This is a genomic window from Leifsonia sp. ZF2019 (assembly GCF_019924635.1).
Classification (GTDB): domain Bacteria; phylum Actinomycetota; class Actinomycetes; order Actinomycetales; family Microbacteriaceae; genus Leifsonia.
The window spans coordinates 2,099,041-2,120,185 of the sequence record NZ_CP065037.1; the positions used below are offsets into that span (position 1 = coordinate 2,099,041).

A 21,145-nucleotide genomic window follows, 5' to 3' on the forward strand; every position below is an offset into this window, starting at 1 on the left:
ACGATGCTACTGGGCACTGGCTGGGAGAGTCGGGGCGGCCCGAGCCCAGGCGCGGGATGCCGATCGCGTCAACTGGTGAGGACGAGGACGGGTGGGACCAGCACCAGGAGGACGATCGCGATCGTCACGCTTGTGCGAAGCGCAGGACCGACGGTGCGGCGGCCGGCGGTGAGCCGTGTCTCCCGGGCCAGCAGGGCATCGCGGCGCTGCTCGGGCGAGCGGCGGTCCTTGGGGGCACCGAGAGCGGTGCCCGCGGAACCGGTCTCGTCGACGATACGGATGGCCTCGGCGAGCACGGCGTCCCCCGAGGAGCGCCGCGCGGTGTCGTCCGCGAGCATCTCGAGCAGGAGCGCAACGGCGTCCTGTGCGCGCGTGGCGATCGGGAACCACGGGAGCGCGCGCTTCCACGAGCGGAAGGCGTCCAGCAGCAGATGGTGCTTCTGGCGGAGGTGGGTGCGCTCATGGGCCATCACGGCGTCGAGCTCCTCCGGGCTGAGGAGGGCGATCATCCCCTCCGAGAGCACGGTGACGCTGCGCGCGCCGGGAAGGCAGTACGCGGCCGGCGCCGGATGGTCGATGACGCGGGTGCTCGGGAGGTCGGGCAACGGCGAGCTCAACAGGCGCAGGAGCTCCATGTGCCGGTGCCGCTGGCTTCTGCTCCGCGCAGAGGTGAGCGCCAGGTTGAGGAGGAGGTGGGCGGTGAGCAGCACCGCTGCACTCAGCAGGAAGGCATTGAGGAGCGTGACGCCGGCGGGGAGGGGACCGCTGAAGAGCGTCCCGGCGGCGCTGCCGATCCGGCTCCACAGATCATCGCCGAACGGATGCAGCCCCGCGAGGAGGAGGGAGCCGATCATCGAGACGCCGCCGGCGAGCGCGATCGACTGCCACAGCGCCACGGCGAGCACGGGGGCGGCGGGCGGCCAGGTGGCACGCGCCAGCAGCACCGGCACGGGCCAGGCGAGGGCGATCGCCAGCAGGCCGAGGGCGATGGCCGTCTCGTTGACGGGGAGCACGGGCGGGCTAGGCGGTGCGTGCGTCGAGCAGGCGGCGCAGCACCTGCGCCTCCGACTCGTCCACCGTTCCCACGAAGTAGGCGAGGGCCTCGGTGCGGTCGGAGGAGGACTCCAGGACCTCGTGCATGAGGTCGGCGACGTGACCGGCGCGAGTCAGGGTCGCGAAGTAGACGTGGGGACGTGCATCGCGGTCGCGGTCGACCATGCCCTTCTGCTCGAGCCGCGAGAGCACGGTGAGCACCGTGGTGAGGGCGGGAGTCTTGCCCTCTCCGCGCACGGCCGATAGCTTGTCGCGTAACTCGTTGGCGGTGATCGGGGCGTCGCCCGCCCACAAGGCGTCCATGACCGCCCGTTCCAGTTCTCCGAGATTCGCCACGGACCAAGAGTACCGCGAAGAGGCTGAGAATGTTCTACACTCTGTAGAAGAGGCGCTTCTACACCGTGTAGAAGACTGATCGAAGGGTGAGACGCCGTGCACGATCTCCTGGACCCGCTGCTCCTGTCGAGGTGGCAGTTCGGTCTTACAACGATCTACCATTTCCTGTTCGTGCCGCTCACCATCGGCGTCGTCACGGTGGTCGCGATCTTCCAGACCTGCTGGTATCGCACGGGCAAGGTCCACTACCTGCAGCTCACGCACTTCTTCGGCAAGCTCTTCCTGATCAACTTCGCCATGGGCGTGGTCACCGGCATCGTGCAGGAGTTCCAGTTCGGCATGAACTGGTCGAACTACTCGCGGTTCGTCGGTGACATCTTCGGCGCGCCGCTCGCCCTGGAGGGCCTGCTCGCCTTCTTCCTCGAGGCGACGTTCATCGGCCTGTGGATCTTCGGCTGGGACAAGCTGCCCCGCGGCCTGCACCTCGCGACCATCTGGCTCACCGCCGCCGGGACGATCCTGTCGGCCTACTTCATCATCGCCGCGAACGCCTTCATGCAGAACCCGGTCGGTTACACGCTGAATCCCGAGCGCGGCCGGGCCGAGCTCACGGACATCTGGGCGGTTCTCACGAACAAGGTGGCGCTGGCGGCCTTCCCGCACACGATCTTCGGCGCCTTCATGGTGTCGGCCGGACTGATCATCACGGTCGCCGCGTGGCACCTCTCGCGGAACCAGCACCTCGAGACCATGCGCCCCGCTCTCAAGTTCAGCCTCTGGATGATGGTGGTCGCCGGCATCGGAACCGTGCTCAGCGGCGACCAGCTGGGCCTGGCGATGGTCGAGACGCAGCCGATGAAGATGGCAGCGGCGGAGGCGTTGTACAAGACCTCCACGGGGGCGGACGCATCGTTCTCGATCTTCACGCTGGGCACGCCGGACGGTGTGCACGAGCTGTTCTCGATTCGCGTGCCGTATCTCCTCTCGTTCCTCTCGACCCACACGCTCAACGGCACGGTCGAGGGCATCAACGACCTCCAGGCGCAGTACGTGCAGCTGTACGGTCCCGGCGACTACACCCCGACCATCTGGATCACCTATTGGGCCTTCCGCTGGATGATCGGGCTGGGCATGCTGCACGTGCTGGTCGCGGTCGTCGGACTCTGGCTGACCCGCAAGGGCCGCATGCCGCGACACCAGTGGCAGTGGAAGCTCGCCATCTGGGCGATGCCGCTCTCGCTGGCCGCGATGATCGTCGGCTGGATCTTCACCGAGATGGGTCGGCAGCCGTGGATCGTCTTCAGCCTCATGAAGACGGCGGACGGGGTCTCGCCCAACACCACCGGGCTCGAGGCGCTCATCTCGATCATCGCGTTCACCCTCGTGTACGGCGCCCTCGCCGTGGTCGAGTTCAAGCTGATCAAGCGCGCGGCCCAGAAGGGACCGGCCCCCGTCGAGGAGCATCTCGACGACGAGGGCAAGCACGTCCCGGTCGCGACGGTCTACTAGGAGGAGACGGAAAATGGATCTCGCAGTTCTCTGGTTCGGTATCGTCGCCTTCTTCTTCGTCGGCTACTTCGTCCTCGACGGGTTTGACTTCGGCGTCGGGATGGCACTGCCCTTCCTCGGCAAAGACGACGTGGACCGCCGCGTCATGATCAACACCATCGGCCCGGTCTGGGACCTCAACGAGACCTGGGTCATCGTGGGCGGCGCGGCGCTCTTCGCGGCGTTCCCCGAGTGGTACGCGACGCTGTTCAGCGGCTTCTACCTGGCGCTCCTGCTCATCCTGATCGCGCTCATCCTGCGCGGCGTGTCGTTCGAGTACCGCCACCAGCGGCCCGGCGCACGGTGGAAGAAGTGGTTCGACGGGATGATCGTCGTCGGCTCGGCGCTGCCCGCCTTCCTCTGGGGCTGCGCGTTCGCCAACATCGTGCAGGGCGTCGCCCTCGACGCCGGGCACAACTACACGGGCACGCTGTTCGACCTCCTGAACGGGTACGGCCTGCTGGGCGGCCTGACGACACTTCTGCTCTTCTTCACCCACGGTGTCGTGTTCATCTCGCTGAAGACGGACGGTGACATCCGCGAGCGGGCGCGCGCGCTGGCCGTCAGGTCGGGCGCAGTCACGATCGTGGTGGCGGCGGCGTTCCTCCTCTGGACGGGCATCGCGCACTTCTCGGTCGTGTTCCTCGTGTTGGCCGCGCTGGCCGCCGTCGCGCTGATCGCGTCGTGGGTCGCCAACCTGCGCGGAGCGGAGGGCTGGTCGTTCGCGCTCATGGCGGCCACGATCGCCTTCGCGGTGATCTCGCTGTTCGCGGCGCTCTTCCCGAACGTGATGCCGTCGTCGCCGAACCCGGAGAACAGCCTCACGATCGCGAACGCGTCGAGCACCACCGCGACACTGACGGTGATGACCTGGGTGGCGGCGATCTTCCTTCCGCTCATCCTGCTCTACCAGGGATTCACCTACTGGGTGTTCCGCAAGCGGGTCACCCGGGCGCAGATCCCGGACGAGACGCCCGAGCCTGTGGCCGCCTGACCCGTGCGGCCTCTCGACCCCCGCCTGCTGCGCTACGCCTCCGCGGCCCGCGGCACCCTGGTCGCCGGCGGTCTGCTCGCCCTCGTGCAGACCGCCGCCGGCCTGGCGTTCGCGTGGCTGGTCACCCACCTGATCGTGCGGGCGATCGCCGGCGACGGCCTGGCGGCGCTCAGCGGGCTGATCGCGTCCCTGGTGCTCGTCGTGCTCGGTCGCGGCGCCGTCCTCTGGGCGATGGACGCCGTCGCGGCGCGCGGGGGAGCCCGCGTGGTCGGTCAGCTGCGCGAGCGGCTGATGTCGGCGGTCGCCGCTCTCGGGCCGGGATGGACGGCCTCCCGCAGTTCGGCCGACGTCGCCCTGGTGGCGGGGCGCGGCATGGACGCGCTGGACGGCTACTTCGGCAAGTACCTGCCCCAGCTCATCCTCACGGCGGTGGCGACCCCGATCCTGGTGGTGGTCATCGCCTGGCAGGATCTCACCAGTGGCATCATCATCGTGCTGACCCTGCCGCTGATCCCGCTCTTCATGGTCTTGGTGGGTTGGGCGACGCAGGCCGCCCAGAAGAGGCAGTGGAAGGCCCTGTCGACTCTGTCGCGCGGCTTCCTCGACGTGGTCGGCGGCCTGTCGACCCTCAAGCTGTTCGGGCGTCAGCACCGGCAGGAGGCGCGCATCCGCTCCGTGAGCGAGGACTACCGCGTGCACACCATGAAGGTCCTGCGCATCTCCTTCCTCTCCGGATTCGTCCTCGAGCTGGCGGCGAGCCTCTCGGTCGCGCTCGTGGCGGTGACCATCGGTCTGCGGCTCGTCGCCGGTGACATGGAGCTCTCCGTCGGGCTCTTCGTACTGCTTCTCGCGCCGGAGGCCTTCCTGCCGCTCCGCAACGTGGGGGCGAGCTACCACGCCGCGGCGGAGGGCGTCGAGGCGGCGGACAACGCCTTCGCGGTGATCGAGGAGGCCGAGGCGCTGCGACCGGGGACGACCGGGACGACGCGCACGATGGCCGCGCCCCGGCCGGCCACCGTCGCGGACGGTCGCACGGCGCTCGCCTTCGAGGAGGTCTCGGTCGCCTACGACGGTCGGGCGGTCGTCGGCCCCTTCACCGCCGCCGTCCCGTCGGGCGCCCTCGCGGTGCTCAGCGCGCCGAGCGGAGCGGGCAAGTCCAGCCTCGTCGCGGCCGCGCTCGGCTTCGTGCCGGCGGAGGGCACCGTGACCGTCGCGGGCCGCGCGGACGCCGACGGGCGCCGCGCCGGCATCGCGTGGGCCGGGCAGCGCCCGGGGCTCAACGCCGGGACGATCGCCGACAACATCGCGCTCGGCGACCCGCATCCCGAGCGAACCGCGATCATCGACGCTCTGCACGATGCCGCGGCCGGCGAGCTCGACCCCGATGCGCCGCTCCACCAGGGCGGGTCCGGGCTCTCCGGCGGCCAGGCCCAGCGGGTCGCCGTCGCCCGTGCCCTGTACCGACTGCGCACGCGGAGGTGCCCGGTCCTCATCCTCGACGAGCCCACGTCGGCGCTCGACGCGGCGACGGAGTCCGCGCTGCTCGCGAGCCTCCGTCGCATCGCCGACGCCGGCACGGCCGTCCTGGTCGTCAGCCACCGCGCCGCCGTGGTCGCCGCAGCCGACCTGATCCTCGAACCGGAGGCGACGAACCGTGTCCGCTGACGTCCGCCGCATCCTCCGGCTGGCACTCCCGCCCGCCCGCCGCCTGTGGGCCGCGATCGCGCTCGGCGCACTGAGCGCGGCGTGCGCCGTGGCGCTGCTCGGGGCGTCGGCGTGGCTCATCACCTACGCGGCCGAGCAGCCTCCCGTCCTCTTCCTGTCGATGGCGGTCGTCGGGGTGCGCGCGTTCGCCCTGGGACGTGCCTTCTTCCGCTACCTGGAACGCCTCGCCGGCCACGACGCCGCCTTCCGCCAGCTGCCGGCCATCCGCTCGTCGCTGTACGCGCGGCTCGTCCCGCTGGCGCCCGACGGCGTGCGCGGGAACCGCTCCGGCGACGTGCTCTCCCGTCTCGCCGACGACGTCGACGAACTCCAGAACCACTCGCTGCGGGTCGTCCAGCCCCTGGTGACGTCGGGAGTCATCGCGCTCGCGAGCGTCGTCGCGACCTTCTTGCTGCTGCCTGAGGCCGGGGGTGCCCTGCTGGCCATGCTCGTTCTGGCCGCCATCGCGGGGTCGGTCGTCAACTCCTGGGCCGCCGGTGCCGCCGAGCGGCGCGTGGCCCCGTTGCGGGCTGAGCTCACCGCCGGGATCCTCGACCTGGTGCGCAACGTGGACGTGCTCACCGCGTACGACGCGCTGCCGGACGCGCAGCGACGCGTCCGCGAGGCGAGCGAGCGCCTGACGGGCGCCGTGCGAGCGCGGGCGGCAGGACTCGGCCTCACGGCGGGCGTCGTCTCCCTCCTCGCCGGCGGTGCGACGGTCCTGGGCCTGGTGTTCGGCATCCCCGCCGTCGACACCGGGCGTATCGGCGGCCCGGTACTCGCGGTGATCGCATTGCTGCCCCTCGCGGTGTTCGAAGTGTTCGGGATGGTGCCGCTCGCCTTGGGCGCCTGGCGTCAGGTGACGGCGAGCGCGCAGCGCATCGCGGAGGCCGCCCCGGCGACGCTTCCCGCGGGAGTGCCCGTCGACGGACCCGACGCTCGGCCGCTGACGATCGACGGAGTGCCGACGGTGCGACTGTCCGGCATGTCCGCTCGGTGGCCCGGCACGGATCTCCCGGTGCTCCACGACATCGACCTGGAGCTCGCTCCGGGCGAGCGCGTGCTCCTCACGGGCCCGAGTGGGGCGGGCAAGACGGCGCTCGCCCACGTGCTCGTGCGGTTCCTCGATCACGAGGGCAGCGTCGCGATCGACGGTGTCGAGACGCGCGACGCCCGCCAGGACGATGTCCGGCGCGTCGTCGGCCTGTGCGAGCAGCAGCCGTACCTGTTCGACGCCGACCTGCAGCAGAACCTCCTCTTCGCCCGCGAGACCGCGACCGAGGACGAGCTTCTGGCGGTGCTGCATCGGGTCGGGCTCGCCGAGTGGGCCGCGGAGCGTGACGGCCTGGCCACGAGAGTCGGTGAGCGCGGCGCGCTCGTCTCGGGCGGTCAGGCGCAGCGGATCGCACTCGCCCGCGCGTTGCTCGCCGACTTCCCGGTGCTCGTGGTGGACGAGCCGACCGCGAACGTCGACGTGGCGGCGGCGGACCGGGTCGTCGCCGACATCCTGCGGACTGCGGAGGAGGACGGACGCACGGTCCTGCTCATCTCCCACACCGACGTCCCTCCCGCACTGATCACCCGCCGGATCGAGCTGGAAGACGGCCGGATCAGGGGAGCGGCGGCAGCGGCCTGACCAGCGCGGAGAAGCGTGCTCGCCACGCGTCGAGACGCGCCCCGTCCGGGGACAGCGCCGGTCCGTCGACCCAGGCCGTGACGGTGCGGATGCCGTGAAGGGCGTTGACCGCCCAGAGGGTGACGCCGTCGAGCTGGGCGGGCCGGGCCTCCTCCTCGTCGACCGGGATGCGGAGCGCGGCCGCGACGCCGCGGACGGTGCGAGCGGCGACGCTGTCGACGCGGGGGAGCGAGAGCGGCGGGGTGACCAGGGTGTCGCCGCGCCACCACAGCAGCGCCGTGGTCGCGCCGTCGGCGACGAACCCCTCGTCGAGGATCACGGCCTCCTGGGCGCCTCGCTGCTGAGCGCGCTGGCGCAGGACCGACAGCCGCTCGATGTCCGGCCCCTTGATGTCGGGGACCCGGCGCGGGTCGGAAGCGGCGGTGGCGACCACGAGCTCGGTGCCGAGCGGCGGGGCGGTCCGCAGCCGGAAGCGGAGACGGAGCGCGTCGCGGGTGCGGACGAGCTCGAACCGCGGGAACCACGCGCCGTCCCGCGGTATCGCGGCGACGCCCGCCTCCCAGAACCGTTCGAGGTCGGAGCGATCCAGGTGCCCCTGCAGCCGTGCGGACTCGGCGAACCGCGACCCGTGCAGCCCAAGGGCGAGCACACCGCCGCCGTCGACCAGGAACGAATCGGCGACGAGCAGTTCGGTCTCCGCGACCTCGCAGCTGTCGCGAGCCAGCAGCTCCGCGTCAGACCAGTCGAAGAGGGTGCTGCTCGCGTCCATTCGCCTAGGCTAGCCCAGTGGTCCTCCCGCCCCTCGCGCGGCAGCTCGACGACTGGGTCGATCCTGCCGACGCCTTCGTCGCCCTGTTCGGGCCCGACTCCGCCGTCGCCCCCGGCGTCGACGCCGTCTGGCTGGATAGCGGGCCGGGCGCGACGTCGGGCCGCAGTATCCTCGGCACCGGCAGCCGTGTCCTCACCGCCTCGGCGGCGCGCCGGAGGGTCGTCGTCGACGGCGTGCCCACCCCCGGCGGCGTGCTGGATGCGCTGCGGCGCGAAGTCACGTCGTCGCGCGCCGCGCGCACCCCGGGATCGCCGCTCGGCTGGACCGGCTGGATCGGCTACGAGAGCGGAGCAGTCGCACTCGGCGTTCCGACGCGGGCCGGCGACGGCGCGGACTCCGCGCTGCTGCTCCTCGACCGCGCCGCCGTGTTCGACCACGCGACGGGTCGGGTCGAGCTGATCGCCGACGACCTGCCGGAGGGCTCCGACTGGCTGGAGGCGGCCGCGCGGGCACTGAGTGCGAGCGCCGGGGCCGCGGACGCGCACCTCGCCGAGCATCCTGCGCCCCCCGCCAGGGCGGCGTGGCGGCACACCGAGGACGAGTACCTGGACATGATCCGCGCCTGCCGGGACGCGATCTGCGCCGGGGACGCCTACCAGCTCTGCCTCACGAACCTCGCGACCGCCCGTACCGCGGCGGATCCCCTCGCCGTGCACCTGCGGCTCCGCACGGCGAGTCCGGCGCACCACGCGGGGTTCCTGCGGATCGGGGGCGAGACGCTGGTCAGCTCGTCTCCGGAGCAATTCCTGCGGGTGACGTCGGACGGCCGCGTGCGCACGAAGCCGATCAAGGGCACGCGGCCGCGAGGCACGACTCCCGCGGCCGATGTCGCCCTGCGCGCCGAACTGGAGGCGAGCGAGAAGGAGCGCGCGGAGAACGTCATGATCGTCGACCTCATGCGCAACGACCTCGGGCGCGTGTGCGAGGTGGGGACGGTGGAGGTGAGCCGGCTGCTGGCCGTCGAGAGCTACGCGCAGGTCCACCAGCTGGTGAGCACGGTCGAGGGACGACTGCGGTCGGGGATGACAGCCGTCGACGCGGTCGCGGCCTGCTTCCCGGCAGGTTCGATGACGGGCGCTCCGAAGCTCAGCGCGATGACGATCCTCGCCGGTCTCGAGCGGGGGCCGCGCGGCGTCTACGCCGGCTGCTTCGGGATGTTCGGCGCCGACGGTTCGGCGGATCTCGCGATGGTGATCCGCAGCCTCCGATTCCGCGACGGAGGTGTGGAGATCGGCGCGGGCGGCGGCATCACGGCGCTGTCCGTCCCGTCCGAGGAGGTGGAGGAGGTGCGGGTGAAGGCGTCCGCGCTGCTGCGTGCGGCGGGACTCTCCGCCTCCGCTCTCTGACCCGGCCCGTCTTGGCGTCCGCTGGGAACGGACTGGACACCTCCGACGTTTAGTAGTCTGGAGACCCGGGCTTCGTGCCCGGCGTCTGCTTCGCCGCCCACTCCGCCCGACGCTCCGCCGTCCGGCGCGACCGGACGGCGCCGACACAGCGCTAGCGAGAAAACAGGAGCCCCGTGGCACACCAGCACGATTCAGGGAGCACGCCCGCCGAGGGCGCGCAGTACGACTTCGCCGCCATCCAGAGCAAGTGGCTTCCGGTCTGGGACGAGCTGAAGCCGTTCGCCACGGACGACCCGGACGACACGCGCCCCCGCAAGTACATCCTCGACATGTTCCCGTACCCCTCCGGCGACCTGCACATGGGCCACGCCGAGGCGTACGCGCTGGGCGACGTCATCGCCCGCTACTGGCGGCAGCAGGGCTTCAACGTGCTGCACCCGATCGGCTGGGACGCCTTCGGCCTGCCCGCCGAGGGCGCGGCGATCAAGCGCAACCTGGACCCGCGCGACTGGACGTACGACAACATCGCGCAGCAGAAGGCCAGCATGCGCCGCTACGCCCCCAGCTTCGACTGGGATCGCGTGCTGCAGACGTGCGACCCGGACTACTACCGCTGGAACCAGTGGCTGTTCCTGAAGCTGTACGAGAAGGGCCTGGCCTACCGCAAGGCGAGTCAGGTCAACTGGTGTCCCTTCGACCAGACCGTGCTGGCCAACGAACAGGTCGTCAACGGGCGCTGCGAGCGCTGCGACAATCTGGTGACCAAGAAGAAGCTGACCCAGTGGTACTTCCGGATCACGGACTACGCCGACCGCCTGCTGGATGACCTGAAGCAGCTGGAGGGCGCGTGGCCCTCCAAGGTGCTGAGCATGCAGCGCAACTGGATCGGCCGCTCGACCGGCGCCGACGTGCAGTTCGCCATCGAAGGCCGCGAGGAGCCCGTGACGGTCTACACGACCCGACCCGACACGCTCTACGGTGTGACGTTCATGGTCGTCGCGCCCGACTCCGACCTGGCCGCCGAGCTGGTCGAGGGCGCCCGCCCGGAGGTGCGCCAGCGCTTCGACGAGTACCTGGAGACCGTCCGCGGCACGACGGAGATGGACCGGCTGAGCACGGAGCGCGAGAAGACAGGCGTCTTCCTGGAGCGTCACGCGGTCAACCCGCTGACCGGCGAGCGCATCCCGATCTGGGCGGCCGACTACGTGCTGAGCGACTACGGCCACGGGGCGATCATGGCCGTACCCGCGCACGACCAGCGCGACCTGGACTTCGCGCGCGCCTTCGATCTGCCGGTGCGCGTGGTCGTCGACACGACCCAGCCGGTGACGGGCGTCATCCCGGTGATCCCCGTCGACCCGGAGACGGGCGAGCCGATGATGCCGGAGGGCGCTCCGCCGGAGAACCCGTCCGAGACGGGCGTCGCTCTGACCGGCGAGGGACGCCTGATCAATTCGGGGCCGTTCGACGGCCTGAGCAAGTCCAACGCGATCCGCAGGGTGACCGAGGCGCTACAGGCGTCCTCGCTGGGCGAGCCCGCCAAGAACTTCCGTCTGCGCGACTGGCTGATCTCGCGTCAGCGGTATTGGGGCACGCCCATCCCGATCATCCACTGCGCGTCCTGCGGCGAGGTGCCGGTCCCCGAGGACCAGCTGCCCGTGCTGCTGCCGCCGGCCGAGGGCCTGGACCTGAAGCCGAAGGGCACCAGCCCGCTCGGGGCGGCCGAGGACTGGGTCAACGTCTCCTGCCCGACGTGCGGCGGCCCGGCCAAGCGTGACGCCGACACGATGGACACGTTCGTCGACAGCTCCTGGTACTTCCTCCGCTTCCTGTCGCCGAAGGACGACACGCAGGCGTTCGACCCGCGCGAGGCGGAGAAGTGGGCACCGGTCGACCAGTACGTCGGGGGCGTGACGCACGCCATCCTGCACCTGCTGTACTCGCGCTTCATCACCAAGGTGCTGTTCGACATGGGCTCGATCAGCTTCACCGAGCCGTTCACGGCTCTGCTCAACCAGGGCATGGTGCTGATGGAGGGCTCGGCGATGTCGAAGTCCCGCGGCAACATCGTGAAGCTGTCCGAGCAGCTGGACGAGCACGGTGTGGACGCGGTGCGCCTGACGATGGCCTTCGCCGGCCCTCCGGAGGACGACATCGACTGGGCGGACGTGTCGCCGTCGGGCAGCGCCAAGTTCCTCGCGCGCGCGTGGCGCGTCGCGCACGACGTGACGAGTTCGCCGGACATCGTCTGGAAGACGGGCGACCCCGCGCTACGCCGGGTCACTCACCGCTTCCTCGCCGACGCGCCCGGCCTGATCGAGGCGTTCAAGTTCAATGTGGTCGTCGCGCGTCTGATGGAGCTCGTCAACGCGACCCGCAAGGCGATCGACACCGGCGCCGGTGCGGGCGACGCTGCCGTGCGTGAGGCGGCCGAGGTCACCGCGATGGCTCTCAACCTGTTCTCCCCGTACACGGCGGAGGACATGTGGCAGCTGCTCGGCTACGAGCCGTCGGTGGCGCTGGCGCAGTGGCGCAAGGCCGATCCGACGCTGCTGATCGAGGAGTCGGTCACCGCTGTCGTGCAGGTCGACGGCAAGGTGCGCGACCGCGTGGAGGTCTCGCCGAAGATCTCCGCCGACGACCTCGAGGCGCTGGCCCGCGCCTCCGAGGCCGTGATCCGCTCGGTGGGCGACCGCGAGATCGTGAACGTCATCGTGCGGGCGCCCCGCCTGGTCAACATCGCCACCCGACCGAAGGGCTGAGGGGGGCGGTCGGGACGACCGGCCCGACACGCACCGGACGGCGGTCCTCCACAGGAGGGCCGCCGTTCTACGTTGTGCACTGTTTTCGGGTGGCACCGCCGACAACCGCGCCGGTTTCCTAGCGTGAGGACATGCGCCACCGCTCCGAGACCTCCGTGAGTCCGACCGAGTCGGACGCGCCGTCGTCCGAGCGGCGTCGACTGCGGCTCGGAGTCGGCGCAGTGGTGGTGCTCCTGCTCGGTGCGTTCGTCGTCGCCATCCTGACCTCGGCGTTCGCGCAGCGAGGTGAGGAGCAGCAGGGCGTGGATGTGCCTTCGGCTCCTGCGTCGGCGGGCCCGCCGCCCAGCGCGGGCGCGCCGGGGGCGGCCGAGCTCTTCGTCCACGTCTCGGGTGCAGTCCTGTCGCCCGGGCTCGTCACCCTCGACGCCGGAGCGCGAGTCGTCGACGCCATCGCCGCGGCGGGAGGTCTTGCGCCCGATGCCGATCCGGACGGAGTGAACCTGGCCCGGCCGATCGCGGACGGAGAGCAGCTGGTCGTGCCGCGGGAGGGCGAGGCTCCCGCGCAGGTCGATGGGGCGGCGAGCGGGCCCGGTGGAGGCGCTGCCGGCGCGTCGGCGGCGGCAGCGGTCAACCTCAACACCGCGGGACGGAGCGAGCTGGAGACTCTCCCGCGCATCGGCCCCGCTCTGGCGCAGCGCATCCTCGACTGGCGCGCCGCCAACGGGCGGTTCTCGCAGCCGTCCGACCTGCTCCAGGTGACCGGGATCGGCGAGAAGGTGTTCGACGGGCTGAAGGACCGGGTGACGGTGTGACCGGCCGCGCCGCGTCGCCCTCGGACCTGCGGCTGGCCCTCCCCGCCGCCGCACTGTGGACGGCGTGCGCCGTGGGCGTCGGCTGGCCGGAGGGGATCGGGCCCATGGCGGTGGGGGCGGGGGTCGGCGCCGCGGCGCTCGTCGCTGCCGCGGCGTGGATGCGGCGCGGGAGGCGTCGGGTGCTGGTCGCCGCCGTGATGGCCGCAGGCGTCGCGCTCGGTGGCGCCGTGACGGCGGTGCGCGCTCCGGAGCGGACGGCCGCCGTGCTGGAGGAGGCCGCCGCAGAGCACCGCGCGGTCACGCTCACCGTGCGGGTGGACGGCCCCGCGCGACCGGTGGCGATGGGACTCGACGGGCGACCCCGGTGGAGCTGGCGGGGAACGGCGACCGCAGCGGATGCTCAGGGGGAGTCATCGCGCGTGTCGCCCTCGCGAGCCGCTGGGAGGGGGATCCGGGTGCCGATCACCGTGTTCTCGGACGGCGAGGAGGGTGCGGGGTCCGGTGTGCCGACGATCGGCGCCGCAGCGATGGTCTCGGGGACGCTTCGCCGCAACGAACCCGGGGAGGCGACGAGCTTCCGCGTGGCGGCGTCGACGGCGCCACGGGAGGTGGAGCGGGCCCCCGCCTGGCTGTCGTGGACGGCGCCGGTCCGCGAGGCCTTCGCAACTGCGGCGCGGACGATGCCGGGGGACGGCGGCGCGCTGCTCCCAGGGCTCGCGATCGGCGACGAGTCCGCGGTGCCCAGCGACCTCGACGAGGCGATGAAGGCGAGTTCGCTCAGCCATCTGACCGCCGTCTCCGGGGCGAACTGTGCGCTGGTTACCGGCTTGGTCTTCGTGGTCTCCGCACGCCTCGGCGCAGGGCGCCGGTTGCGGCTGGCGATCGCGGGAGGCGCCCTGCTGGCCTTCGTCGTCCTGGTCGGGCCGGGGGCGAGCATCCTGCGGGCGGCGGTGATGGCGATCGTCGTCCTGGTTGCGCTCGCCCGTGGACGGCCTGCCGATGGACTGCCCGCGCTCGGTCTCGCCGTCATCGTCCTGCTCGTGCACGACCCCTGGATGGCGCGCGACTATGGCTTCGCACTCTCCGTGGCGGCGACCGCCGGGCTTCTCCTTCTCGCAGGACCGATCGCCCGCGCGCTCACCCGGTGGATGCCGCGCCAACTCGCCCTGGGCATCGCGATTCCGGCTGCCGCGCAGCTCGCGTGCCAGCCCATCCTCGTGCTGCTCAGCCCGACCCTCCCGCTGTACGGCGTCGTCGCGAACCTCCTGGCCGAGCCGGCCGCGCCGATCGCGACCGTGCTCGGCTGCCTCGCCTGCCTGGTGCTGCTGTGGGCGCCGATGCTGGGGGAGGTGCTCGTGCGGCTGGCCTGGCTCCCCTCCGCATGGATCGCGCAGATCGCGCACACGGCCGCCGGGCTCCCCGGCGCGGCTCTGCCCTGGCTCGAGGGGCTGCCCGGCGTTCTGGCGTGCAGCGCCGCGGTGATCGTGGTCGGGACGCTGAGCAGGGGAAGAAGGCTCCCGCGCGCGGTGACCGCGGCGATGGCGGCGACACTGGCCGCCGGTATCGTCGCGTACGCCGGGATCCTCGCCGGAGGCGCCGTGGGGCGTGCGCTGGCGATACCGCCGGACTGGCAGATCGCCGCGTGCGACGTCGGTCAGGGCGACGCCCTGCTGGTCCGCGGCGACGGCGGGGTCGCGATGATCGACGTGGGCCGCACTCCGGAGGCGGCCGCGGCGTGCCTCGACCGGCTCGGAGTGGAGCGGATCGCTCTGTTGGTCCTGACCCACTACGACGCCGATCACGTCGGCGGGCTCCCCGGGGTCGTCGAGCGCGTGGACGGTGCGCTCGTCGGGCACGCGGACGGAGCTGCGGATGAGGCCGTGCTCCGCGCGCTGGCGGCACGCGCCATCCCGGTGGCGGAGGCTCGACGAGGAATGTCGGGGGTACTCGGGTCGCTGCAGTGGGACGTCCTCTGGCCGGCGGCGACGGGGGCCGACGTGCCGACCGGGAACGATGGCAGCGTCGTCGTCCGCACGTCGGGGGCGGGACTCACCGGCCTGTTCCTCGGAGACCTGGGGGAGCGGTCTCAGGGGCACGTGCTGCGCGCCGGCGGTCTCGGCGGCGTCGATGTGCTCAAGGTGGCGCATCACGGTTCGGCCGATCAGAGCGAGCGGCTCACCTGGGCGGTGGCGGCGCGCGTCGGGCTGGTCTCGGTCGGCGCGGGCAACGGGTACGGACACCCCACGGCCCGCGCGCTCGGCCTGGTCGAGGCGGCGGGCGGCGTCGTCGCCCGCACGGATCGGCAGGGTCTGGTGCTCGTGGCGGCAGGGTCGGAGGGCCCGCGGGTCTGGTCGGAGCGCCGGACGGACGCCGATGCCGGTGGTCGCCCGTATCCTGGAGGGGAACGAGGAGGAACGTGGCGACCCGAAACAGCGGCCGCGGCGGCGCGAGCCGCTCCGGAGCGACCAAGGCCCGTGCGGCCGCCAGTGCCATCCCGCAGCTCGCCTGGAACCAGATCCGGCCGGCTCCGGTCGTGCTGGTGTCCGGCACGGAGGGCTTCCTGGCGGACCGCGCCATCCGGTCGCTGCGTGATGCGCTCAAGGCCGACGACCCGAGTCTCGAGATCAGCGACATCTCCGCATCGGACTACGCACCCGGTGAGCTGCTCACGCTCGCGAGCCCCTCCCTGTTCGGCGAGCCGCGGCTGATCCGGGTCGACGCCGTCGAGAGGTGCACGGACGCGTTCCTGACCGAGACCCTGGACTACGTGGCCGCGCCGGCCGAGGGCACGGTCGTCGTGCTTCGGCACGGAGGCGGTGTGCGCGGCAAGAAGTTGCTCGACGCCATCCGCGGCGGGGCAGGCGGCGGCATCGAGATCGTCTGCGCCGAGCTCAAGAAGGACGCCGAGAAGTACGAGTTCGCCCAGGCGGAGTTCACGGCGGCCGGCCGGAAAATCACAGCGGGCGCCCTCCGAGCCATCACGTCCGCGTTCGCGGATGATCTGGCCGAGCTGGCGGGAGCCTGCCAGCAGCTGATCTCCGACGCCGCCGAGCAGATCACCGAGGCGACGGTCGACAAGTACTACGGCGGCCGGATGGAGACGAACGCGTTCCAGGTGGCCGACGCCGCCATCGCGGGTCGCCACGGTGACGCGCTCCTCACCATGCGCCACGCCTTGGCATCCGGCGCCGACCCCGTTCCGATGGTGGCGGCGTTCGCCAGCAAGATCCGCACGATGGCCAAGATCTCGGGCGCTCGCGGCGGCTCCGGCCAGCTCGCGCAGCAGTTCGGGCTGGCACCCTGGCAGGTCGACCGCGCCAAGCGTGACTTGCACGGCTGGACCGAAGACGGCCTCGGGCGCTGCATCGAGGTGCTCGCCGAGACGGACGCCAACGTGAAGGGCGGAGGCCGCGATCCCGTGTTCGCCCTGGAGCGCATGATCCGCGTCGTCAGCTCCCGCGGCCGGGCCTGACACGCCGACACGCCGACACCCGCCAGCCGCGACAGCCGCGTCTCCGTGCACGGCAGCGGGCGGGCATGCAGAAAGCCCCCGCCGTCGGACCGGGGGGTCCTCGGGAGCGGGGGCTCTTCGCGGGCGGGCGGGTGCCGGCCGTGGATCAGCGGCTCAGAGAGCGGCGACCTGCTTGGCGATGGCCGACTTGCGGTTCGCTGCCTGGTTCTGGTGGATGACGCCCTTGCTGGCCGCCTTGTCGATCTTCTTCGAGGCGACGCGCAGCGCCGCGGTGGCCTTCTCCTTGTCGCCGGCGACGACGGCCTCACGGGTCGCGCGGATGGCGGTCTTGAGCTCGCTCTTGACGGCCTTGTTGCGCTCCTGCGCCTTCTTGTTGGTGCGGTTGCGCTTGATCTGCGACTTGATGTTTGCCACGGATGGTTACTTTCGTTCGGAGTCAGTATCGGATGTGCCGCTCAGCGAGAGAGGGCGCCTCGCGGCGTTCGTGCGGTTACACCCACACGCAAGCCAACAAACAACTTTACCAGCGGGCCACCCAGGCGCCAAATGACGCGCGCGCGTCGTACCGCTCAGCCCGCGGCGATCGTCTCGGGGGCGTACGACCCGGAGACGATCTCGTCGAGCAGACTCGCGCCGTTCGGCTCCCAGCCCAGGTCGATGCGCGCCTTCGAGCCGCGCGACCGCTGGTCGAGCAGCAGCGCCTCCGTGAGCCCGGCACCCAGGCGCTCGGACGTCTCGTCGGCGGTCTCGGCCACGACGCCTCCCGCGAGGCCCGCAGCGGAGGCCGCCGCCTCGCCCAGCTCGCGCACGGTGGGGTTCGCCCCTCCGGCCCCCAGATAGACCTGGCCCGCGTCGCCGTTCTCGAGGGCGAGGACGTAGAGCTGGGCGAGGTCGTCGACGTGCACGGTCGCCCAGTGCTGGGCGCCGTCCCCGATGAGGTGCAGGGCGGGCGCAGCAGCGTCGCCGCGCGGTGCGTCGACGACGACGCGGGCGAGGCCCGCCCCGTGTCCGTACACGATCGAGGGGACGACGACCATCCCGCGCACACCCGCGGCGCCGAGCACGACGGCTTCGTTCGCGCCGCGCCAGGCAGTGAGCGCGGGCGGCGCGGCCGGGGACTCCTCCGTGATGTCGTCGTTGGAGCCGTAGGTCCACATGCCGCCGGTGTGCACGAAGGGCTTGTCGCTGCCCTCGAGGCCGCGGAGGACGGCGGCGATGAACGCCGGGTCGACGTCCTGGCCCGAGGCGAGGTGGATGACCCCGTCGCTCTCGAGCGCCGCGCGGGCGACCAGGTCTCCGTCGGTCGCGTCGCCGATGAGCGCGGTGGCGCCGGCGGCCTCCACGATCTCCGCCTTCGCGGCGTCCCGCACGAGGGCGGTCACGCCGTGGCCCTCCTCGATCAGGCGGGGGAGGACGGAGGTGCCGATGTAGCCGGTCGCGCCGGTCAGGAGGATGCTCATGCAGAGGGCCAACGCACGCGGCGCCCGCGCATTCCCGGGTCGCCGGGCGAGCGTAGGCTCGATCCCATGACCAGTTCGAGCATCGCCATCGTCAACGCCCGCGTCGTCCCCGTGATCGGGGAGCCCATCGAGGGCGGCACCGTCCTCATCCGCGACGGCGTGATCGCGGCGGTCGGCGCGGCGCCGGAGGTGGAGATCCCGGAGGGCGTCGAGACGATCGACGCGACGGGCAAGTGGGTCCTGCCCGGCTTCGTCGAGTCGCACGGTCACGTGGGCATCCACGAGGAGGCGAACGGCCCGGCGGGCGACGACACCAATGAGATGACCACCCCGAACACCGCGGCGGTGCGCGCGATCGACGCCGTCAACATCGACGACGAGGGTTTCCGCGACGCGCTCTCGGGAGGGGTGACCTCCATCGTCGTCAAGCCCGGCTCCGGCAATCCGATCGGCGGCCAGACCGTCGCCATCAAGGCGTGGGGCGGGCGCACGATCGACGAGCAGCTCATCAAGGCGGCGGTGAGCGTCAAGTCCGCCCTCGGCGAGAACCCGAAGCGCGTCTACGGCGCCAAGAACGTCACCCCGAGCACCCGCCTCGGGGTGACGATGGTCATCCGCGAGGCGTTCGTGGAGGCGCAGAACTACCGCGCCCAGCGCGAGGAGGCCGAGCGCGACGGCAAGCCCTTCGCCCGCGACCTGACCAAGGAGACACTCACCCGTGTGCTCGACGGCGAGCTGTACTGGGACCAGCACACCCACCGGCACGACGATATCGCGACCGCGCTGCGGTTGGCCGACGAGTTCGGCTACAAGCTGGTCGTCAACCACGGCACGGAGGCGCACAAGATCGCCGATGTGCTCGCCGAGCGCGACGTCCCGGTGATCTTCGGCCCGATGTTCACCTCCCGCTCGAAGGTGGAGCTGCGCGACCGCGCGATCGCGAACCTCGCCGCGCTCGCGGCGGCGGGTGTGCGTGTCGCCATCACGACCGACCACCCCGTCGTCCCCATCAACTTCCTCGTCTACCAGGCGGCCCTCGCCGTCAAGGACGGCCTGCCGCGGCAGACCGCGCTCGAGGCGCTCACGGCGAACCCCGCCGCGTTCCTGGGGCTGGACGACCGCATCGGCGCCCTGGTGGAGGGACGCGATGGCGACGTCGTCATCTGGTCGGGCGACCCGCTCGACGTGAACTCGCGCGCGGAGCACGTCTTCATCGAGGGTGCAGAGGTCTACCGCTGGGAGGACGGCGCCGGGCACGTGGTGGAGCGCTCCGAGCGCTTCGCCTGACCGTCGGGCGGCGCGGCCCGGCTCCCGGTTCATGGGAGAATGGCGGCACGATGTCACCACGAGCTTTGACGGCCCTCGAGCCCGCCGCCACCGATCCCGCGTTCCTGCGCAACTTCTGCATCATCGCGCACATCGATCACGGCAAGTCCACCCTGGCCGACCGCATGCTGCAGATCACCGGCGTCGTCGCCGAGCGCGACATGCGGGCGCAGTATCTCGACCGCATGGACATCGAGCGCGAGCGCGGCATCACGATCAAGAGCCAGGCGGTGCGGATGCCGTGGCAGCTCGACGGCGACACCTTCGCGCTGAACATGATCGACACCCCCGGGCACGTCGACTTCACCTACGAGGTGTCGCGGTCCCTGGCGGCCTGCGAGGGCGCCATCCTCCTCGTCGACGCAGCGCAGGGCATCGAGGCCCAGACCCTGGCGAACCTGTATCTGGCGCTCGAGAACGACCTGACGATCATCCCGGTCCTGAACAAGATCGACCTCCCGGCCGCCGACCCCGACAAGTACGCGGCCGAGCTCGCCGGCCTCATCGGCGGTCGTCCGGAGGACGTCCTGCGCGTCTCCGGCAAGACGGGGATGGGTGTCGACGCGCTGCTGGACCGGGTCGTGCAGGAGATCCCGGCGCCGGTCGGCGTCGCGGACGCACCCGCCCGCGCGATGATCTTCGACTCGGTGTACGACAGCTATCGCGGCGTTGTCACCTACGTCCGGATGGTGGACGGCAAGCTCTCGCCGCGCGAGCGCGTGCAGATGATGTCGACGAAGGCGACCCACGAGATCCTCGAGATCGGCGTCTCGTCGCCGGAGCCCACCCCGTCGAAGGGCCTGGGGGTCGGTGAGGTCGGCTACCTGATCACCGGCGTGAAGGACGTCCGCCAGTCCAAGGTCGGCGACACCGTCACCTCGGCGGCCAAGCCGGCGACCGTGGCCCTCCCGGGCTACACCGAGCCCAAGCCGATGGTGTTCTCCGGCCTGTACCCGATCGACGGCAGCGACTACCCCGAGCTGCGCGAGGCGCTGGACAAGCTGAAGCTGTCCGACGCCGCCCTCGTCTACGAGCCCGAGACCTCGGTCGCGCTCGGCTTCGGCTTCCGTTGCGGCTTCCTCGGCCTCCTGCACCTGGAGATCATCACCGAGCGCCTGTCGCGCGAGTTCGGCCTCGACCTCATCACGACCGCGCCCAGCGTGGTCTACGAGGTCACGACCGAGGACAAGAAGACGATCACCGTCACGAACCCCAGCGAGTTCCCGGGCGGCAAGATCGAGAAGGTGGAGGAGCCCGTCGTCAAAGCGGCGATCCTCGCGCCCAAGGACTACGTCGGCGTGATCATGGAGCTCTGCCAGAGTCGCCGCGGGACCCTGCTCGGCATGGAGTACCTCGGCGAGGACCGCGTCGAGATCCGCTACACCATGCCGCTCGGCGAGATCGTCTTCGACTTCTTCGACAACCTCAAGAGCCGCACCGCCGGCTACGCCTCGCTCGACTACGAGCCCGCGGGCGAGCAGGAGGCCGACCTGGTGAAGGTCGACATCCTCCTCCAGGGCGAGACCGTCGACGCGTTCAGTGCGATCGTCCACCGCGACAAGGCCTACGCGTACGGAACGATGATGGCCGGCCGCCTGCGCGAGCTCATCCCGCGGCAGCAGTTCGAGGTCCCCATCCAGGCCGCCATCGGCGCCCGCATCATCGCCCGCGAGAACATCCGCGCCATGCGCAAGGACGTCCTCGCCAAGTGCTACGGCGGCGACATCACCCGCAAGCGCAAGCTCCTCGAGAAGCAGAAGGAGGGCAAGAAGCGCATGAAGATGGTCGGCCGCGTCGAGGTCCCCCAGGAGGCGTTCATCGCCGCGCTGAGCGGCGACACGGAGAAGAAGGACGCGAAGAAGTAGGC

General features: G+C 71.4%; 15 protein-coding genes and 1 pseudogene. 11 read left to right on the forward strand and 5 right to left on the reverse strand.

Going from position 1 to position 21,145, the window contains the following annotated elements:
* Nucleotides 1-68: 68 nt before the first annotated feature.
* Both IT072_RS10345 and IT072_RS10350 read right to left on the reverse strand, forming a co-directional pair.
* Nucleotides 69-1,013 carry a M56 family metallopeptidase gene (locus IT072_RS10345; protein WP_223360863.1) on the reverse strand — a complete coding sequence of 315 codons (945 nt, stop codon included), beginning with the start codon at nt 1,011-1,013 and terminating at the stop codon, nt 69-71.
* Nucleotides 1,014-1,020: 7 nt separating this feature from the next.
* A complete protein-coding gene (locus IT072_RS10350) occupies nt 1,021-1,389 on the reverse strand; it encodes a BlaI/MecI/CopY family transcriptional regulator (protein WP_223360864.1) in 369 nt (122 codons plus the stop codon).
* Between the two features lie 96 nt (nt 1,390-1,485).
* Between IT072_RS10350 and IT072_RS10355 the strand changes: the two genes are divergently transcribed.
* From IT072_RS10355 to cydC, 4 genes are read left to right on the forward strand one after another with little or no spacing between them, the layout of a single operon-like run.
* Nucleotides 1,486-2,898 (forward strand): cytochrome ubiquinol oxidase subunit I, encoded by a 1,413-nt coding sequence (locus tag IT072_RS10355; protein ID WP_223360865.1) that lies wholly within the window; start codon nt 1,486-1,488, stop codon nt 2,896-2,898.
* A 13-nt stretch (nt 2,899-2,911) separates the two neighbouring features.
* Entirely contained in the window at nt 2,912-3,931 is a 1,020-nt protein-coding gene (cydB, locus tag IT072_RS10360) for a cytochrome d ubiquinol oxidase subunit II (RefSeq protein ID WP_223360866.1), read from the forward strand.
* Nucleotides 3,932-3,934: 3 nt separating this feature from the next.
* Nucleotides 3,935-5,596: a thiol reductant ABC exporter subunit CydD gene (cydD, locus tag IT072_RS10365; protein ID WP_223360867.1), complete on the forward strand. Its 1,662-nt coding sequence runs from the start codon at nt 3,935-3,937 to the stop codon at nt 5,594-5,596.
* Entirely contained in the window at nt 5,586-7,271 is a 1,686-nt protein-coding gene (gene cydC / locus IT072_RS10370; protein ID WP_223360868.1) for a thiol reductant ABC exporter subunit CydC, read from the forward strand. The genes cydD and cydC overlap by 11 nt, the downstream gene beginning before the upstream one ends.
* Here the strand turns inward: cydC and IT072_RS10375 are convergent.
* On the reverse strand, nt 7,246-8,040 hold the full coding sequence (locus IT072_RS10375; protein WP_223360869.1) for an aminotransferase class IV: 795 nt from the start codon (nt 8,038-8,040) through the stop codon (nt 7,246-7,248). The genes cydC and IT072_RS10375 overlap by 26 nt on opposite strands.
* Before the next feature lie 17 nt (nt 8,041-8,057).
* Here IT072_RS10375 and pabB point away from each other — a divergent pair, with 17 nt between their 5' ends.
* From pabB to holA, 5 genes and pseudogenes are all read left to right on the forward strand, one after another.
* Nucleotides 8,058-9,446, forward strand: a complete 1,389-nt coding sequence (gene pabB / locus IT072_RS10380; protein ID WP_223360870.1) for an aminodeoxychorismate synthase component I — start codon at nt 8,058-8,060, stop codon at nt 9,444-9,446.
* Nucleotides 9,447-9,619: 173 nt separating this feature from the next.
* Nucleotides 9,620-12,208 carry a leucine--tRNA ligase gene (leuS, locus tag IT072_RS10385; RefSeq protein ID WP_223360871.1) on the forward strand — a complete coding sequence of 863 codons (2,589 nt, stop codon included), beginning with the start codon at nt 9,620-9,622 and terminating at the stop codon, nt 12,206-12,208.
* 131 nt (nt 12,209-12,339) lie between these two features.
* Nucleotides 12,340-13,020 (forward strand): helix-hairpin-helix domain-containing protein, encoded by a 681-nt coding sequence (locus IT072_RS10390; RefSeq protein WP_223360872.1) that lies wholly within the window; start codon nt 12,340-12,342, stop codon nt 13,018-13,020.
* A gap of 680 nt (nt 13,021-13,700) precedes the next feature.
* Nucleotides 13,701-15,179, forward strand: a pseudogene (locus IT072_RS10395) (ComEC/Rec2 family competence protein); the annotation flags it as partial.
* Nucleotides 15,180-15,436: 257 nt separating this feature from the next.
* Nucleotides 15,437-16,492: a DNA polymerase III subunit delta gene (gene holA, locus IT072_RS10400; RefSeq protein ID WP_223360873.1), complete on the forward strand. Its 1,056-nt coding sequence runs from the start codon at nt 15,437-15,439 to the stop codon at nt 16,490-16,492.
* Between the two features lie 153 nt (nt 16,493-16,645).
* On the opposite strand, the gene rpsT is transcribed toward holA, so the two are convergent.
* Nucleotides 16,646-16,906, reverse strand: a complete 261-nt coding sequence (rpsT, locus tag IT072_RS10405) for a 30S ribosomal protein S20 (protein WP_223360874.1) — start codon at nt 16,904-16,906, stop codon at nt 16,646-16,648.
* Nucleotides 16,907-17,061: 155 nt separating this feature from the next.
* Nucleotides 17,062-17,952, reverse strand: coding sequence for an NAD-dependent epimerase/dehydratase family protein (locus tag IT072_RS10410; protein WP_223360875.1), 891 nt, complete (start codon nt 17,950-17,952; stop codon nt 17,062-17,064).
* A gap of 66 nt (nt 17,953-18,018) precedes the next feature.
* Here IT072_RS10410 and IT072_RS10415 point away from each other — a divergent pair, with 66 nt between their 5' ends.
* Together IT072_RS10415 and lepA are read left to right on the forward strand one after the other, a co-directional pair.
* A complete protein-coding gene (locus IT072_RS10415; RefSeq protein ID WP_223360876.1) occupies nt 18,019-19,239 on the forward strand; it encodes an amidohydrolase in 1,221 nt (406 codons plus the stop codon).
* A 50-nt stretch (nt 19,240-19,289) separates the two neighbouring features.
* The gene (lepA, locus tag IT072_RS10420) at nt 19,290-21,143 is read left to right on the forward strand and encodes a translation elongation factor 4 (protein WP_223360877.1); all 1,854 of its coding nucleotides are present in this window, start codon (nt 19,290-19,292) and stop codon (nt 21,141-21,143) included.
* Nucleotides 21,144-21,145: the final 2 nt, after the last annotated feature.

Coding starts and splice junctions, on each gene's coding strand:
- cydB (WP_223360866.1), top strand. CDS start 2,912: ATGGATCTCGCAGTTCTCTGGTTCGGTATCGTCGCCTTCTTCTTCGTC.
- IT072_RS10375 (WP_223360869.1), bottom strand. CDS start 8,040: ATGGACGCGAGCAGCACCCTCTTCGACTGGTCTGACGCGGAGCTGCTG.
- IT072_RS10390 (WP_223360872.1), top strand. CDS start 12,340: ATGCGCCACCGCTCCGAGACCTCCGTGAGTCCGACCGAGTCGGACGCG.
- IT072_RS10410 (WP_223360875.1), bottom strand. CDS start 17,952: ATGAGCATCCTCCTGACCGGCGCGACCGGCTACATCGGCACCTCCGTC.
- IT072_RS10415 (WP_223360876.1), top strand. CDS start 18,019: ATGACCAGTTCGAGCATCGCCATCGTCAACGCCCGCGTCGTCCCCGTG.
- lepA (WP_223360877.1), top strand. CDS start 19,290: ATGTCACCACGAGCTTTGACGGCCCTCGAGCCCGCCGCCACCGATCCC.